Source organism: Acetatifactor aquisgranensis, assembly GCF_943193215.1.
Classification (GTDB): Bacteria; Bacillota; Clostridia; order Lachnospirales; family Lachnospiraceae; genus Acetatifactor; species Acetatifactor aquisgranensis.
In genome coordinates this window covers 39,450-54,718 of record NZ_CALPDH010000019.1, presented here as the reverse complement: position 1 = coordinate 54,718, position 15,269 = coordinate 39,450, and the positions used below count along the sequence as shown (strand labels likewise).

Below are 15,269 nucleotides of genomic sequence, written 5' to 3'. Positions count from 1 at the left end.
ATTCGAGTCGGCTTTGCCCGCAAAACAAACCTGCGGCTCCATGGGCGCGCCCTTGCCGGCGTTTCCCAAAGCAGATTACAGATAACAGCCGCTTTCAGGAGCTTTTTATGACGACACTAATCATTACCGCAATATGGAATGCGCTTATGCTGACCTGCGATATTTATATATTGACCCATGTACATCTTTCCGTAAAAAAATACCTGGTATTCTTCCTCTCGTTTTCGGCGCTCTTTTTCATGCAGCTGTATTTCAGCTTTTCGCTGATGCTGCTGATCGCGCTTTCGCTGAATTCGGTTCTGCTGGTGAAATTCACGGGGAAACTATATGCTGTGTTCTATGTCCCGCTGGGATATATTATAAACTGCATATTAGGGAACTTAATTTCGTTTGCCGCCAATATGGCATGGGATCTCACCATCCAGGAATTGAATGCCGATACCCTTTATATTGTCATATTCATCAGCTGTGCAATCCTGTTCTCCTGCCCCGTCCTTTATCTGGTCAGGCGATTGCTTCAGAGATATCTGATTGATACCTTTGAAAAAATGAACAGAAAGCTGCTGGCTTTGATTGCTTTGACGCTTTTGCTCTGTTCCTTTATGCTCTTCACCATGGCTTCTTTTTTTGATACCCTGGAGATCACCCACAGAGAGTTCTTTTTGATGGTCTCTTCCCTTGTGCTCTATTTCCTGTTCACTTTCAGCATGATCCTGATCGTGCTGCACACCACCAGGAAAAGCTACGAGGCCCAGAAAAAGGTAGAGTACCTGGAGAACCTGGATGAATACACCAGAAACCTGGAAATGGTATATAATAACCTGCGCTCCTTCCGGCACGATTACATCAATGTCATGGCTTCCCTGGCGGCTTATATCGACGAGAAGAGATATAAGGAGCTGGGAACTTTTTTCTATGAACATATCCTGCCCATGCAGAAAGGTCTCACCCAGAAGAACGCCGCCCTGAACAGCCTGCTGCACGTCCATGTCATGGAGCTGAAGAGCATTTTATATACCAAGCTGCTCCTGGCCGTCAATCAGGACATCGAAGTGAATATCGACATCCCGGACGAGATCGATTCCATCCACATGGATCCCGTGGACCTGACCAGGATGCTGGGGATCTATCTGGACAATGCCATAGAGGCCTGCCTGGAGACGGAGCATCCGACCCTGAATTTCCATCTGGGCAGGCTGAATCAGGACGTGGTGTTCATCATATCGAACACTTTTATCGACAAGGGGCTTTCCGTGGCGCAGATGCAGAACAAGGAAACCACCGAAATTTTGAACCGCTATGACAATATTTTTCATGAGACTTTGATTGACGAGGGGCTGTTCATACAGCAGATACAGATATCATAAATGGTTCCTATCATTTGACGATACGCTGTTTTAAGGAGATTTTTATGATGACGCTATATCTGATTGCTTCCATAGGTATCGGGATTATGATGACATGTGACGTCTTCCTGTTGGCCCATCCGCATCTTTCCCTGAAAAAATACCTTGTTTTCTTTTTGTCCTTTTCAGCGCTCTTTTTTATCATGAATTCTTTTGCCTATTATCCTATGTTGTTCGTGATACTGGCGGTGAATTCTATCCTGGCAGTGAAATTCACAGGGAAATTCTATTCGGTTTTTTATGTGCCGCTGGGCTATATCGTGAACTGCGTCTCCATCAATATCATAGGGCTGGCAGCCAATATGATCTGGGACGTCTCCGTCCAGGAAGTAAATTCCGATAAATGCCTTATCCTCCTGCACAACGTCTCTACAATGGCCCTGAGCTGTCCTTTCCTTTATCTGGCGAGACTGCTGTTTCAGAAATACCTTATCAGCACTTTTGAAAAAATGAGCAGAAGGCTGCTGGTTTTGATTGTTTTGACCCTTTTGCTCTGCGCATTCATGGTTCTCACCATGTCTTCTTTTTTTGACAACGTGGAAGTCAGCCACAGGGAGTACTTTCTGATGGCTTCTTCCGTTATCCTTTATTTTCTGTTTACGGTGAGCATGATTTTCATCGTGCTGCACACAGCCAGGAAAAGCTACGAAGCGGAGAAAAAAGTAGAATATCTGGAGAACCTGAACGAGTACACCAGGAACCTGGAAATGGTATATGACAACCTGCGTTCCTTCCGGCATGATTATATCAATGTCATGGCTTCGCTGGCGGCCTATATCGACGAGGAGAAATATGAGGAGCTGGAAGCCTTTTTCTATGAGCATATCCTGCCCATGCAGAAGAACCTCACCCAAAAGAACGGGGCGCTGAACAATTTATTGCACATCCATCTGTTGGAGCTGAAAAGCATTTTATATACCAAGCTGCTCCTGGCGGTGAACCAGGATATCGAAGTGAACATCGATATCCCGGATGAGATTGATTCCGTCCCCATGGATCCGGTGGACCTGACCAGGGTGCTGGGCATCTACCTGGACAATGCCATCGAGGCCTGTCTGGAGACGGAGCGTCCTGTCCTGAATTTCCATCTGGGCAAAATGAATCAGGATATCGTATTCATCATATCGAATACATTTGTGGACAGAGGGCTTTCCGTGGCGCAGATGCATAAGAGGGACGTGACCACAAAGGGGGAGGGCCATGGCATTGGCCTTTGCAATGTATCCGAAATTTTGAACCGCTATGACAATATTTTCCATGAGACCCTGATTGAAGACGGGCTGTTCATACAGCAGGTGCGGATTTCATGAATGATTCGCTCTGCCATTCCCAATATCTTGACAAAACTGTTTCAACTACCATTATCAGGCACATGGTTATCATCCTCTGTTGTGTTACGACGGGCTGACAGGCAATCTTCCAAAGGCAGAGCTTCGCGACGGAACCATGTATTGCAGCAAAATTTTCTTTTCCGCCTCACAGCGTGTTCCCTGTCCAAGGCCGCTGTAGGCTCATCAAGAAGAATTATTTTCGCTTTGCTGTTGGAAAAGGCTCTGGCGGCATTGCCTCTCTGCTGCTCCCCGTTCCTCTTCTAACCTGCAGGAGCCGAACCGTTACACTATAAATCCTTTTTCTGCAAAATGCCCATGCCCACAATGGAAAACGCAACGCCTGTGACCAGGAACACGGCGATATTCCTGACGCTCCAGTCCTGGTACAGCAGGAACTGATCGGACTGGCAGAACAGCACATAATCCATGACTTTATCCAGCCCCGCTATCTTCTGCCCCATCATCTGGAGGATGCCGGGCATCACCCAGAACAGCACAATCAGATAGATAAAAGGCATAATTGTGCTATTGCGCACACAGGTAATCATCACCGCGGTGGCGCCTATGGCAAACCCATAAATCATATAGATCAGGATTTCCTTTCCGATGACCGCCAGCAGCCCAGACGCCGTCCAGGGCTGCCCGCAGATGACTATAGCTACGTCGTACAGAATGCCGCCGCACAGGCCAATCAGCATATTGGCAAGGGCTATGCTCACGATTTTCGCGGTGACGATCTGAATCCTGCTGCTCCTTGACGTAAAGACAAACGTGGCCGTCTTCAGGTCGAACTCCTCCCCCAGGCTCTTTGCCGCCAGGAACATGATCAGGATGCTGGAAAAGTTCCCGAAGAACGCAATCACATTGTGCACCCCGAAGCTCTCCGGGAACGCATACGCGCCGTATGCCATGCCGCCTCCCATGACCAGCGACATCAGCAGGCCGAACAGAAACTCTCGCTTTTTCAGTAACTTCTCCAATTCCAGGAATGTAATGCTTATTGTCTTCTTCATGACTTTGACTCTCCTTTCTCTTTCCTCCCATTATAAGCAGTTTCCATCCCCATCCCTGTTTTTTTCCTAAACGATTGAAAATCCGTCGCAAGCGTCAAAGCATCCTCTGACCGTATTCCGCGCCCCTCCAAAAGCGTTCAGCCCTCTTTCATTATAACTGTCGAATGAACGCTTTACACTTTAGGCATAGATTGCTATAATAGTGGTAGATACAAGTTGACAACGTTTCCAGAAAGCAGGTGATCATATGCCAAACGGTCTTGAAATCATGAAAGCTGCGATTGACGATTTTGAAGAGATACAAGAGTATATGTTTTTAGCCAAAAAAGAAAATGCTACAGAAACATATGAAAGATTGAAAAAGAAGTATTTATCTTTAAAAGCTATTTTAAATGTTAGTGGCGTGAACCTCACAGACATCGACAGAATCAGGGAATAACATTCCTGACAGCCGAATCGCAGCCGCGAACCAAGGTGCAAAGTCTTTACTGAATCATCAAAGGCTTTGCGCTTTCTTTCGTTCAAGGCATCAGACGGCATGAGACCAGACCCAAAAACGCTTTTCTTTTATTGACTTTTCCGGACAGATATGATACCGTAACTATCATACATACTTTACTGCTTTAAATCGAAAACGTGCAAAGGATGGCACAGGACAGCGGAATGTGCCTGTTTTCCTTTGCAGCGGACAGGAGGAAAAACAGATGCCAGTCATGGAATTCCTGGAAAGGAACGCAAGAGAATACCCCAACGAAATCGCCCTGGTGGAGCTGAACCCGGAGGAAAAGGACACCCGCAGGACCACCTGGAAAGAATACGAGCTGATCCAGCCCGACCGCTTCGAGCCCTACCGCAGGGAAATCACCTGGGGCGTGTTCAACGAGAAAGCCAACCGCTTCGCCAACATGCTCCTGGGCCGGGGCATCAAAAAAGGGGACAAGGTGGCCATACTGATGTACAACTGCCTGGAGTGGCTCCCCATCTATTTCGGCGTGCTGAAGACCGGCGCCATTGCCGTACCTTTCAATTTCCGCTACGATGCGGGAGAAATCCTCTACTGCACGGAACTGGCGGAAGTAGATATCATTGTCTTCGGCCCTGCTTTCATCGGCCGTATCGAGGCCAATGCGGAACGGCTCTCCAAGGGACGGCTGTTAATCTACGTGGGGGACAACTGCCCCACCTTTGCGGAAAGCTACCATGAGCTGGTGGCGGACTGCTCCAGCCAGGGCCCGGACATCCCGATTACCGATGAGGATTTCGGCGCCATCTATTTCTCTTCGGGAACCACCGGTTTCCCCAAGGCAATCTTACATAAGCACCAAAGCCTCACCCAGGCCGCCGAGATGGAGCAGAAGCACCACGCCACAGGCCGGGAGGACACTTTCCTGTGCATCCCGCCCCTGTACCACACCGGCGCGAAATTCCACTGGATGGGCAGCCTGGTGGCAGGCAGCAAAGCCGTGCTCTTAAAGGGCACAAGGCCGGAGACCATCCTGTCCGCCATCTCAAAAGAGCGCTGCACCATCGTATGGCTCTTGGTTCCCTGGGCCCAGGACATCCTGGACGCCCTGGACGTGGGGCAATTGCATCTGGAGGATTACGAACTGTCCCAGTGGCGGCTGATGCACATCGGCGCCCAGCCCGTGCCTCCCTCCCTGATCAGGCGCTGGAAAGAATACTTCCCGAACCATGCCTACGACACCAACTACGGCCTGTCCGAGTCCACAGGCCCGGGCTGCGTCCATCTTGGCATGGAGAACATCCACAAGGTGGGAGCCATCGGCGTGCCGGGCTACCGCTGGGAGTGCAAAATCGTGGACGAGGACGGCAAAGAGGTGGCAAGGGGCGATGTGGGCGAGCTCTGCGTCAAGGGGCCGGGACTGATGACCTGCTACTACCGGGACGGGAAAGCCACAGCCGATGCCCTGAAAGACGGATGGCTGTGCACCGGAGACATGGCCATGCAGGACGAGGACGGCTTCTATTTCCTGGTGGACCGCAAGAAGGACGTGATTGTCAGCGGCGGCGAGAATATCTACCCTGTGCAGATAGAGGATTTCCTCAGACGGCATGATAAAATCAAGGACGTGGCGGTCATCGGCCTGCCCGACAGACGGCTGGGCGAGAAGACCGCGGCCATCATCGAACTCAGGGACGGCATGGAATGCACCGAGGCGGAGATAGACGAATTCTGCAGAGAGCTGCCCAGATATAAGCGCCCCAAGGAAATCATCTTCAACGACATCCCAAGGAACGCCACAGGCAAAATCGAGAAGCCGAAGCTTCGGAAGATGTACGGTGCCGACCAGCTGGTGGCCCAGGAGAACCGGGCCTGATTCCGGTTCTGTGCCGGGCTGCCGCCGAAGTCCACAGCACTCTGTCCCGCTTCGGAAAACCAGGCAGAGTGCATAACTGTACAACGTTTTTTACAGAACGCAATTGTGTCAAATTCCTCTCAGGTCGAAAATGAGCGCGACGGTCATGTGCAGCAGTTTCCTCTCAAGCCGAATTTGTCGGCCTGACGGGCACACAGCGTTGTTGCCCTTCGCGCTGGATACAGAAAAAATCCTATGGAAGAAAGGAATGTGAATCATGCCCAATACCAAGCTGGCGCTGGAATCGTCCCTGAAGAAATTCCTGCTGCACAAGCCCCTGGACAAAATCACCATCAACGATCTGACCACTGACTGCGGCATCAGCCGCATGTCCTTCTACTACCATTTCAAAGACATCTACGACCTGGCAGAGTGGGTCTGCGTGGAGGACGGCAGGCGGGCCCTGCAGGACAAGAAGACATATGAGACCTGGCAGGAGGGACTGTGCCAGGTCTTTGAGGCGGTGCTGGAGAACAAGCCTTTCATCCTGAACGTCTACCGCTCCGTCAGCAAAGACCGAATCGAGAACTATCTGTACAAGCTCACCTACGGCCTGATTGCCGATGTGGTGGAAGAAAAATCCGCGGGAAGCGCGCTTGCCCCGGCGGACAAGGCGTTCATCGCGGAATTTTACAAATACGGCTTCGTAGGTGTCATGCTGGACTGGATTGCGGAGGGTATGAAAGCGGATTACAGAGAGATCACTGACCGGGTCTGTACCCTCATGCACGGCAGCATAGATAACTGTATGCGAAATTTCGAACTTCCAAAAAAGTGACCTAAAGTCAATAGTTCTCCTGGCTCACCTCAAAATAGCTCTGTGGATGATTGCAGGTGGGGCAGATTTCCGGCGCTTTCGTCCCAACGATGATATGCCCGCAGTTGCGGCACTCCCATACTTTCACTTCGCTCTTTTCAAATACGGAGGCCGTCTCCACATTCCCAAGCAAAGCGCGGTACCTTTCCTCGTGGTGCTTCTCGATGGCCCCCACGAGCCGGAACTTTGCCGCCAGCTCCGGGAAACCCTCCGCCTCTGCCGTTTTGGCAAAATCCTCATACATGTCTGTCCACTCATGGTTCTCACCATCGGCGGCCGCGGCGAGATTCGCTTTTGTATCGCCGATTCCGCTCAGCTCCTTGAACCACATTTTGGCGTGTTCTTTCTCATTCTCCGCCGTTTTCAGGAACAGGCCGGCTATCTGCTCATATCCCTCTTTCCTGGCCACGGACGCGAAATAGGTGTATTTGTTCCTCGCCTGTGATTCCCCCGCGAATGCCGCCTCCAGATTCTTTTCTGTCTGCGTTCCCGCATACTTTGTCTCTGCCATTTTCTTTTCCTCCTATTTGGGTTTATTGTTGTTACAGCTATTGTCCTGTCCCTTGCCGTAACGGTTCTAATTATAATATTGCTCCCCCTATCCGTCAAGCGCTGCTGTTTTTTTATCAAATCAGCCCCGATGATAAGTTTTTTATCATTTGGCTCGTTTTGTAAATTGGAAGAAGAATAAAAAGGCGTTAAGATACCATCATAAAGAACAGCCGCCACACATCTACACGGCGGCCACACCTGAAAGAAAAAGAAAGGATGGAATAAAAAAATGGCAAAGAAGAGGAATCTGGCAATCACAGCAGCAATCGCAGCCGGCGCAGGAGCCGTGACAATCGCAGCAACCAGGCATAAGAAAGCACAAAAGGCGGCCGTGAAAAAGACAACCCCCGCCTCCGGGAAATCGGAATACCGCAACACCGAGCTGGGAAAGCATGAAAAGAACAGCAAGGGCATCTACTACTCCAACGGCAACTACGAAGCCTTCGCAAGGCCCCGGAAGCCCGCAGGCGCAGACGAAAAGAACGCCTACATCGTAGGCAGCGGCCTGGCCTCCCTGGCGGCGGCCTGCTTCCTGGTCAGGGACGGCCAGATGCCCGGCGACCACATCCACATCCTGGAAGCCATGGACATCGCGGGGGGCGCCTGTGACGGCATCTTCGACCCCACCAGGGGCTATATCATGCGTGGCGGCCGGGAGATGGAGAACCATTTCGAGTGCCTCTGGGACCTCTTCCGCAGCATCCCCTCCCTGGAGACGCCGGGCGCGTCCGTGCTGGACGAATTCTACTGGCTGAACAAGGAAGATCCCAACTACTCTCTCTGCCGGGCCACCGTGAACCGCGGAAAGGACGCCCATACCGACGGCAAGTTCAACCTAAGCCAGAAGGGAGCAATGGAAATCATGAAGCTCTTCATGACCAGGGACGAAGACCTGTACGACAAGACCATCGAGGACGTGTTCGATGAGGAAGTCTTCGACTCCACTTTCTGGCTGTACTGGCGGACCATGTTCGCTTTCGAGAACTGGCACAGCGCCCTGGAGATGAAGCTGTACTTCCAGCGCTTCATCCACCATATCGCGGGCCTGCCGGACTTCAGCGCCCTGAAGTTCACCAAATACAACCAGTACGAGTCCCTGATCCTGCCCATGCAGAAGTACCTGGAGGACGCCGGCGTGGACTTCCGGTTCGGCACCGAAGTCACCAATGTGATATTTGAGAAAGAAGACGGCAAAAAGATAGCGAAAGCCATCGAGTGCAAGGTAAGAGGCGTGGAAAAGGGAATCATGCTCACGGAGAACGACCTGGTCTTCGTCACCAACGGAAGCTGCACCGAAGGCACCGTCTACGGCGACCAGGACCACGCCCCCAACGGGGACGCGGAAGTCCGCACCAGCGGCTGCTGGAGCCTGTGGCGCAACATCGCCGTCCAGGATCCCTCTTTCGGGCATCCGGAGAAATTCTGCTCCGACGTGGCCAAGACCAACTGGGAATCCGCCACCGTCACCACCCTGGACGAAAAGATACTGCCCTATATCACCGATATCTGCAAGCGGGACCCTAAGAGCGGCAGAGTAGTCACCGGCGGCATCGTCAGCTGCAAGGACTCCTCCTGGCTCTTAAGCTGGACCATCAATCGCCAGGGACAGTTCAAAGAACAGGATAAGGATAAAGTCTGCGTCTGGGTGTACGGCCTGTTCACGGACGTGCCCGGGGACTTCGTGAAGAAGCCCATGCGGGAATGCACCGGCAGGGAGATTACGGAAGAATGGCTCTACCACATCGGCGTGCCCGTGGAGGACATCCCGGAGCTGGCGGAATACAGCGCCGTCTGCGTGCCCACCATGATGCCTTATATCACCGCTTTCTTCATGCCCAGGAGGAAGGGAGACCGCCCGGACGTGATTCCTGACGGATGTGTCAATTTCGCTTTCCTGGGACAGTTCGCGGAGACCCCCAGGGACACCGTCTTCACCACCGAATACTCCGTGCGCACCGCCATGGAGGCCGTGTACGGGCTGCTGGGCGTGGACAGAGGCGTGCCCGAGGTCTGGGGCAGCGTCTACGACATCCGGGAGCTTCTGGACAGCAGCGTGAAGCTCATGGACGGCAAGTCCCCTCTGGAAATCGAACTGCCCGGCCCCCTGAAGGCGCTGAAGAAACCTCTGCTCCATTTCATCAGGGGAACCGTGGTGGAGAAAGTGCTGCGTGACCATGACGTGCTGAAAGAGGGCATGATGTAAAAAAGAACGATGTAATGCGGGCAGCCTCCTGCGGAATTCCAAGCTCCCTGAGCAGTTCCCGCATCCCGGCCGATATCGCCTCTTCTCCCACTATGGCCCCCGCAGATGCAAGCAGCATGGGCAGTCCCATCTCTTCCCGGGGAACAATTACGCGGAGTCGTATCTGTACCGGTTCTTCCGGGAACAGTTCGGCTGCACTTTTTCGGTCATGCCGGAGACTATGCGTCCGGACAAAGCCTGCCAGGCTCTGGAGCGGGGCGATTCCATCGAAGACACCGCACAGATGTGCGGGTACAACAGCAGCCACACGTTCCGGCGCGCTTTCAAAAAACGAAAAGGCATACTGCCGTCAGACTATCGTGGCAGTTTCGACACGGAAAAGAAATAGTACACCTGTTTACAGGCTCTTTTCCTTATGTTACAATACTGCGAAAGAATCTGTTGCGGGACAGAGAATTCCGTAACATACCGTGCCGGAAATATGCCCCATGAAATCAAGGAGGACAAATGGCCAATTAAATCATAATATGCGGCCCCCAGGCCATAGGAAAGATGACTGTCGCAGAAAGCCTGAGAGATAAAACAAAGTACAATCTGATGACGAATCACGACAGCATCGAAATATCAGATAAAATATTCGGCTTGATTTGCTGTTCACTTATGTCTGCGCTTTTGAAATGCCGGAAGAAAAAGAATACCTGACAGGCCTGGCCCATCTGTTCCGGTTGGGCGGAGGGAATTTCTATTTCGTGGAACTCAGTGCGGACCTTGAAACCAGGCTGGAGAGAAACCCGACCCCGCATAGAATGGAGATGAAAGCCTCCAAAAAGGATGTGGCATGGAGCAGGGCGAAAAGAAAAAGAATACCGGTTTGGCGCGTAAAGTTTGTTTTTTATCCATAAAAATGCTATACTGAAAAGGGAAAAGTAAAAAGTCTTAACAAATCAATCCCCCACTACAATCGGCATATAAAAGGAGAGAAAAATGAACCCAGCACAGAACGACCTGACACCCCACAGCGCCTCCATCCTCCAGTATTGCAACAGCCAGCGCAACCCTATCGCTGCCAAGCAGCGCCCGCGCCTTTCCTGGCAGATAAAAGGTGCGGCGGACGGATATCTGCAGACCGCCTACCGCATCCGTGTGGCCTCCTGCCCCGAAAAGCTGGCAGAAGCGGATGTCTGGTGCAGCGGGGAGATTCTGTCAGACAGCAGCGCGGACATCGAGCTTCCCATTGCGCTGCAAAGTTCCAGACGCTATTGGTGGACAGTAGATGTCCGGGATCAGGCCGGAACCTCCTACAGCTCCCTTGGAGACTGGTTTGAAACCGGCCTCCTGCGCCCGGAGGACTGGAAAGGCCAGTGGATCGGCGCGGGCAGCCGCTACAGGACCAACTGGGCCATGCAGTACCGCCGGGAATTTCTCGTCTGCAGCCAGGTGGCGCAGGCAAAGATATACATCAGCGGCCTGGGCTTCTATGAGCTGACCCTGAACGGGCAGAAAGTGGGAGACCATGTGCTGGATCCCGCCATCACGGAATTCCCCCAGAAAATCCTCTACTCCGCCTACGATGTCACCTCACAGATCCAAAACGGCGGCAACGCGCTGGGAGTCGTGCTGGGCGACGGCTGGTACCATCAGTCCCAGCTGATGGAGGGCGGCGGCATCTATGGGACGCCCTGTCTGCTGCTGCAGCTGGAAATCACTTACAAAAGCGGCGTGAAGCAGTATGTGGTCTCCGACTGCGGCTGGAAAGTATGCGAATCTCCCATTACCATGAACAATGTCTATGTAGGAGAGACCTGGGACGGACGGGCTATAAGACTTTCACGGTGAAGCCTGTGGCATCGCCCATGGTTCCCTGGGCAAAAGGGCGGATTGGAACGGTGTACGGGGAGATTGCGGTGGATTATAAGCTGGGCGACCACTTTACCGTAACAGTGCCTCCCAATACAAAAGCCGAAGTCTTCGTGCCCCGGCAAGACGGCAGTTTCACCAGACATTCCTTGACGAGCGGCACCTACAGCCTTACATGACCAAAAGGAGCCGGCCCGGTCTGGCCAAAAATCCCCATTGCAATCCCATCCTTTTTGACATACACTGGGAGTATCAGATTGCCAATGTACCTATCAAGTTTTCAGAGCATCAGGAAGGAGGAAATCTCATGAATTTCCGTCAAGTACACCTGGACTTCCATACCAGCGGAAAAATACCCGGTATCGGAAGCAGCTTCAGCAAAGCGCAGTTCCAAAAGGCACTGAAGACAGGCCATGTGAACTCCGTCACTGTCTTCTCCAAATGCCACCACGGCTGGGCCTACCACCCCTCCAAGGCAAACCAGATCCACCCTGGTCTGGATTTCGACCTGCTGGGCGCACAGATAGAGGCGGCCCACGAAATCGGAGTCAGGACGCCGGTCTACCTCTCGGCCGGGTTCGACGAGAAGATGGCCCTGCGCCACCCGGAGTGGCTGGTGGTGGGCAAGGAGGACGGCAGGCTGGCGCTCCCGGATTTCACCACGCCCCGCTACCATCTGTTCTGCTTCAACTCTCCCTATCTGGACTATCTGCTGGCCCAGATCGAGGAGGTGGTAAAGAATTATGACGCGGACGGCATCTTCCTGGATATCGTGGGGGTGCGCAGATGTCACTGCCAGTACTGCACCCGCACGCTTTTGGAGGAGGGCAAAGACCCTCTTGACGACAGTGCTGTCCTGGAACTGGGTGAACGGGTCTATGCCAATTACACGGCAAAGGTGCGGGAAACCGTTGACCGGATCCGCCCCGGCCTCCCCGTCTTCCACAACAGCGGACATATCCAGCGTGGACGGCGGGACCTGGCTTACAGGAACTCCCACCTGGAGTTGGAGAGCCTGCCCACCGGCGGCTGGGGCTATGACCACTTTCCCCTCTCCGCCAGGTATGTGCAGCAGCTTGGCCTGGACTATCTGGGCATGACCGGCAAGTTCCACGGCACCTGGGGCGAGTTCGGCGGCTTCAAGCATCCCAATGCGCTGCGGTATGAGGTAAGCCTGGCCGCCGCCAACGGGGCGAAGAGTTCTATCGGCGACCAACTGCATCCCCAGGGCGAGATGGACATGGCCACCTACAGGCTGATTGGCGCCGCCTATCAGGAGCTGGAGGAAAAGGAGGAATGGCTGGACAACGTGAAGCCGGTGGCGGACATCGCTCTGTTCTCCTGCCAGGCCTATTCCAGCTTCGTCGAAAGCGGCCAGGGAGAGCGGAACCCGAATTCCGATGCGGGCGCGGTGCGGATGCTCCTGGAAGGGCATTACCTGTTCGATGTAATCGACGCGGAGTCCGACATAAGCGGCTATAAGGTGGTCATCCTCCCAGACTGCGAGCGCATCACGCCCGCCTTACGGGAAAAGCTGGACCCGTTCCTGGAAAAGGGCGGCAAAATCCTGGCTTCCGGAAAGTCGGGATTATGGGAAGACAGCGACACCTTCGCATTTGACTTCGGGGCGGATTATCTCAGGGAATCCCCCTGCATGCCCTGCTACTTCCGGCCCGATTTCGAAATGCAAGGGCTTTTTGATACCGCTTATGTGCTGTACTCCCAGGCTGAAATGATTTCCCTGTCCGCAGGCGCTTCTCTGGGACGCCAGGAAGTTCCCTATTTCAACCGGACGGCAGAGCATTTTTGTTCCCATCAGCACACTCCGGATTCGGGAGAGGCCGCAGGACCCGGAATGGTGCGGGGAAAGGACGGCATCTACATCGGCTGGCAGGTGTTCTCCGAATACGCGGAGCACGGAGCCCTGATTTCCAAGCGGATGGTCCAGCATGCCCTGGACGTGCTGCTGGGCGGGGGCAAGACCCTGGAGACCACGCTGGGGGCGCAGGGGGTGGCCACACTGATGGAGCAGGCGGGCAGATATGTCAGCCATCTGCTCTACGCGGTTCCGGTAAAGCGGGGCAGCGGCGTGGAGGTCATAGAGGATATTACACCTGTCCATGACGTAAGCGTCCGGCTCCGGCTGCCGAAAGCCATAAAACGGGTGTATCTGGCTCCCCAGAGGGAAGAGATTCCCTTTACCCAAAAGGATGGAACCGTGGAATTCACGGTTGCAAAAGTCTGCTGCCATCAGATGGTGGTATTGGAGTAAAATGCCGTAGATGCCGTCGTCGGGCAGAATGGTAATACACTTATCCTTAATTCCCGAAAATACGTGGTTCTACTTTGGCTGGTGGTTCTGCCCCGGCATCTTGAAATAAACGCACCATTTCTAATGCAGGAGGTAAAAAGGTGTTCTTGTGCGCTTACCGGATTGATTTGCCCAGCTCGTAAGCCTGCCCCAGCTCCGGCTTGCCCTTGATGTCGCCTATATCGCCGTTTCCGCCAGCCAGGACATGTCCCAGATTCTCCCACTTCAGGTGTCCCGTCAAATGGTCGTAATAGAGCAGCACATCCTCAAAGCCGTTTCCCTCTGCCGCCATCAGCAGGGCGGAGGCCCGGCCGTGGCCGCGCAGAAGATTCCCGTCCCCTTCCTCCAGAGCGAAGAGCCGGTCTACAGCGGTGCGGAGCTGGCCGCTCATATTCCAGTAGTACAATGGGGTGGCCAGCACAATCACATCGCACTCCCTGACCGCCGGATAGATTTGGTTCATGTCGTCTTTCTGTACGCAGGGACATTCCCGGCTGCTGTGGCCGCCGAAGCACCCTTTGCAGCCGTGGATGTCCATCCCGGAAAGGAAGAACTCCGTCACCGTATGTCCGGCTTCCTGCGCCCCTTTTGTAAATTCTTTCACCAGCCCCGCTGTATTGCCGTTCTTGCGGGGACTGCCGTTCAGTACCACGATATTTTTGCCCATAACCATTCTCCTCTTCGTTTTATATTTTTTCTGCCGACTGCATGGGCATATTGCCCTGGCTGTCGGCGTCTCGTTGCCGCGGGTACGGCCTTTCCCGCTGAGATTGACTTTTCCCGCTGCGAATATTATAATTATAACCAGAATGGAATCAAAAACAAGTACGCACATAAAAGTACAGTACTTACAATTACACCATATACTTACTAAAAGGAGAGTGTTACATGGACAAGAGATGCATATCGGCGGAAACGCTCAGCGACACGGGATTCAGCTATACATTGTCGCTGATCAGCGGAAAATATAAAATGACGATTCTTTATACGCTGATGGAATTCGGCGTGGTTCGGTTCAACGAGATAAAAAAATACATTGGGGGAATTTCCTATAAGACGTTGAGCGCCACGCTGAAGGAACTGGAGGCGGACTGCCTGGTCCATCGGGAGGAATATCCGCAGATTCCCCCAAAAGTGGAATATAGCCTGACGGAGCGCGGCAGGTCTTTGATTCCCCTTTTGGACGGGATGTGTGAATGGGGAGACAAAAACAGGGGAAAAGGTGCATCGTAAACGGAAAGCTCCCGCCTCCCATGGAAAACAGTACAGAATTCCAGTGAAATTCATGCTTTGATACCGTTTTACACTCATTGACAGGACAAAATAGAAGCGATATATTTATAAGGGGGGGAGCATCAAAAGGTAAAATTCTCCTATAACAAAACTTGAGGAGGTTACGAA

14 protein-coding genes and 1 pseudogene are annotated in these 15,269 nt (G+C 53.0%); 12 read left to right on the top strand and 3 right to left on the bottom strand.

Annotated features, from left to right (window positions below):
* The first annotated feature begins 107 nt into the window (after nt 1-107).
* The 3 genes and pseudogenes from NFS35_RS16645 to NFS35_RS29040 all read left to right on the top strand — a co-directional run.
* Nucleotides 108-1,367: a GHKL domain-containing protein gene (locus tag NFS35_RS16645; protein WP_251208253.1), complete on the top strand. Its 1,260-nt coding sequence runs from the start codon at nt 108-110 to the stop codon at nt 1,365-1,367.
* Nucleotides 1,368-1,411: 44 nt separating this feature from the next.
* Entirely contained in the window at nt 1,412-2,716 is a 1,305-nt protein-coding gene (locus NFS35_RS16640) for a sensor histidine kinase (RefSeq protein WP_251208252.1), read from the top strand.
* Between the two features lie 40 nt (nt 2,717-2,756).
* A pseudogene (locus NFS35_RS29040) lies at nt 2,757-2,915 on the top strand (transposase); the annotation flags it as partial.
* 109 nt (nt 2,916-3,024) lie between these two features.
* Here the strand turns inward: NFS35_RS29040 and NFS35_RS16630 are convergent.
* Nucleotides 3,025-3,750 carry a hypothetical protein gene (locus NFS35_RS16630; RefSeq protein ID WP_251208251.1) on the bottom strand — a complete coding sequence of 242 codons (726 nt, stop codon included), beginning with the start codon at nt 3,748-3,750 and terminating at the stop codon, nt 3,025-3,027.
* A 247-nt stretch (nt 3,751-3,997) separates the two neighbouring features.
* Between NFS35_RS16630 and NFS35_RS16625 the strand changes: the two genes are divergently transcribed.
* The 3 genes from NFS35_RS16625 (at nt 3,998) to NFS35_RS16615 (ending at nt 6,906) form a co-directional block, all read left to right on the top strand.
* A complete protein-coding gene (locus tag NFS35_RS16625) occupies nt 3,998-4,189 on the top strand; it encodes a hypothetical protein (protein ID WP_251208250.1) in 192 nt (63 codons plus the stop codon).
* A 265-nt stretch (nt 4,190-4,454) separates the two neighbouring features.
* Nucleotides 4,455-6,089, top strand: a complete 1,635-nt coding sequence (locus NFS35_RS16620; protein WP_251208249.1) for a class I adenylate-forming enzyme family protein — start codon at nt 4,455-4,457, stop codon at nt 6,087-6,089.
* A 256-nt stretch (nt 6,090-6,345) separates the two neighbouring features.
* Nucleotides 6,346-6,906 (top strand): TetR-like C-terminal domain-containing protein, encoded by a 561-nt coding sequence (locus tag NFS35_RS16615; protein ID WP_251208248.1) that lies wholly within the window; start codon nt 6,346-6,348, stop codon nt 6,904-6,906.
* Nucleotides 6,907-6,913: 7 nt separating this feature from the next.
* Here the strand turns inward: NFS35_RS16615 and rbr are convergent, their stop codons facing one another.
* Complete coding sequence (gene rbr / locus NFS35_RS16610; RefSeq protein WP_251208247.1) at nt 6,914-7,456, bottom strand: rubrerythrin; 543 nt, start codon at nt 7,454-7,456, stop codon at nt 6,914-6,916.
* A gap of 270 nt (nt 7,457-7,726) precedes the next feature.
* Between rbr and NFS35_RS16605 the strand changes: the two genes are divergently transcribed.
* From NFS35_RS16605 to NFS35_RS16585, 5 genes are all read left to right on the top strand, one after another.
* A complete protein-coding gene (locus tag NFS35_RS16605) occupies nt 7,727-9,700 on the top strand; it encodes an oleate hydratase (protein ID WP_251208246.1) in 1,974 nt (657 codons plus the stop codon).
* Nucleotides 9,701-9,728: 28 nt separating this feature from the next.
* Entirely contained in the window at nt 9,729-10,088 is a 360-nt protein-coding gene (locus NFS35_RS29325) for a helix-turn-helix transcriptional regulator (RefSeq protein WP_330640305.1), read from the top strand.
* A 596-nt stretch (nt 10,089-10,684) separates the two neighbouring features.
* Nucleotides 10,685-11,536, top strand: a complete 852-nt coding sequence (locus NFS35_RS16595) for an alpha-L-rhamnosidase N-terminal domain-containing protein (RefSeq protein WP_251208244.1) — start codon at nt 10,685-10,687, stop codon at nt 11,534-11,536.
* 5 nt (nt 11,537-11,541) lie between these two features.
* On the top strand, nt 11,542-11,736 hold the full coding sequence (locus tag NFS35_RS16590; protein ID WP_251208243.1) for an alpha-L-rhamnosidase C-terminal domain-containing protein: 195 nt from the start codon (nt 11,542-11,544) through the stop codon (nt 11,734-11,736).
* Nucleotides 11,737-11,864: 128 nt separating this feature from the next.
* Entirely contained in the window at nt 11,865-13,829 is a 1,965-nt protein-coding gene (locus NFS35_RS16585; RefSeq protein WP_251208242.1) for a beta-galactosidase trimerization domain-containing protein, read from the top strand.
* Nucleotides 13,830-13,983: 154 nt separating this feature from the next.
* Here the strand turns inward: NFS35_RS16585 and NFS35_RS16580 are convergent, their stop codons facing one another.
* Complete coding sequence (locus NFS35_RS16580; protein WP_251208241.1) at nt 13,984-14,535, bottom strand: flavodoxin family protein; 552 nt, start codon at nt 14,533-14,535, stop codon at nt 13,984-13,986.
* A gap of 221 nt (nt 14,536-14,756) precedes the next feature.
* Here NFS35_RS16580 and NFS35_RS16575 point away from each other — a divergent pair, with 221 nt between their 5' ends.
* Complete coding sequence (locus NFS35_RS16575; RefSeq protein WP_251208240.1) at nt 14,757-15,101, top strand: winged helix-turn-helix transcriptional regulator; 345 nt, start codon at nt 14,757-14,759, stop codon at nt 15,099-15,101.
* Nucleotides 15,102-15,269 lie beyond the last annotated feature (168 nt).